This window comes from Metabacillus niabensis (assembly GCF_902829255.1).
Classification (GTDB): Bacteria; Bacillota; Bacilli; order Bacillales; family Bacillaceae; genus Metabacillus; species Metabacillus niabensis.
On record NZ_CADEPK010000156.1, the window covers coordinates 1 to 1,281 of the forward strand.

The 1,281-nt window shown below is 28.3% G+C and carries 2 protein-coding genes; one reads left to right on the forward strand and one right to left on the reverse strand.

Features of this window, described 5'->3' with window-relative positions:
* A partial coding sequence (locus HU235_RS12075; RefSeq protein WP_174880366.1) for a hypothetical protein occupies nt 1–412 on the forward strand: 412 nt, incomplete at its 5' end.
* A gap of 672 nt (nt 413–1,084) precedes the next feature.
* Here the strand turns inward: HU235_RS12075 and HU235_RS24880 are convergent.
* Nucleotides 1,085–1,281 (reverse strand): hypothetical protein (locus HU235_RS24880; RefSeq protein ID WP_217451438.1); only part of this gene is annotated, 197 nt, incomplete at its 5' end.

The following is a 1,281-nucleotide window of genomic DNA, read 5'->3' on the forward strand; positions in this document are numbered from 1 at the left end:
CATATATTCTCAATTAGAATTATTCAACAAGGAATATTATATATGGAGAGAATTACTCCAAAAGAATCCCGCAATTGCTTCTCATGAATTATTTTATTTAACATATAGCAAACCTATGGTTAATCATTTTGATCATTTAGTGGTAAATATAATACAAGAATGGGTTAACATTGTTAAAGATTTAGGTAGTGGTTCCGATATAGAAGTAATAAAACAAATTTCTAATGATATAAACAACTTAATAAAAAGTGGTAAATGGATAAAGCCCTACTACAAATCTTCAGAATTCAAAACTGAATCGAATGAAATGATGAATAGAATCGATATAGTATTATGTTGGAAACATGATGATCTAGAAATCGATAAAAAAGTTATTGAAATTAAATCATACATACCAAAAAACGGACTTTAACAATTATATGGATGCAATAATTTGGCGACATTTAAATTAATTTTATCTTGTCAGTTGTACCGAAATAACAGTAAATAACAGTACCCTAATTTTCAAGAATACTAGCGTTTATCGAAAACACTTGTCCTCCCTGTTTTTAATTACTTATACATTTTAACTCTACTTATCTTTTAGGTCATTTTAAAAATGTTGATGCAATTAACTACATTGTATTTTCCTAAAACGTGTCCTTTTTTACACGATATATATTAATAGAGTATTTTATTAATAGTAGTTTAAGAAAAAGGTATTTTCATAGTTGCATATTCTATTTATATATATATGTCACAAAAGGACACCTTTTAGGAAATAATAAATAAAAAGCTAGTTAAGGCATAGATTCATTATAAATTATTTTGAATAAAAAGGATCTTTTAAGATTCTGTTCTTACCAACTTCATATGGTCTTTGCAATAACTCAAATAGATCATTATCCCCCCCCTGTAACGATACATCATTATTATGACACTAGTATTTATCTTAGTTTCCTACAATTTGAAGTGACCTCGATTCGTTGCAACCTATACATGCATTTATCCCTAGATGTGTTAATACGAATCCCTAAGTGATCAATAGAGTCAAACCTATAAACCATCCCCCTACTCCATTACAAAAAGACTATATTACATACTGTTATGTGGTCAAAATTTGGTTTGTTTGAAACTTTTCCAGTCGTGTAAGACACATAGATACTGCTTCTTTATAGATTGTATATTCTGCCCTCGTTACAGCAGTTCCTTGAACATTTTCATCGCCAGAATGTGAAACTAAGTTATTATTTCTTCTATCAAACATGTTTCTAATTTTGATACAAATAGAATGTTCAATGC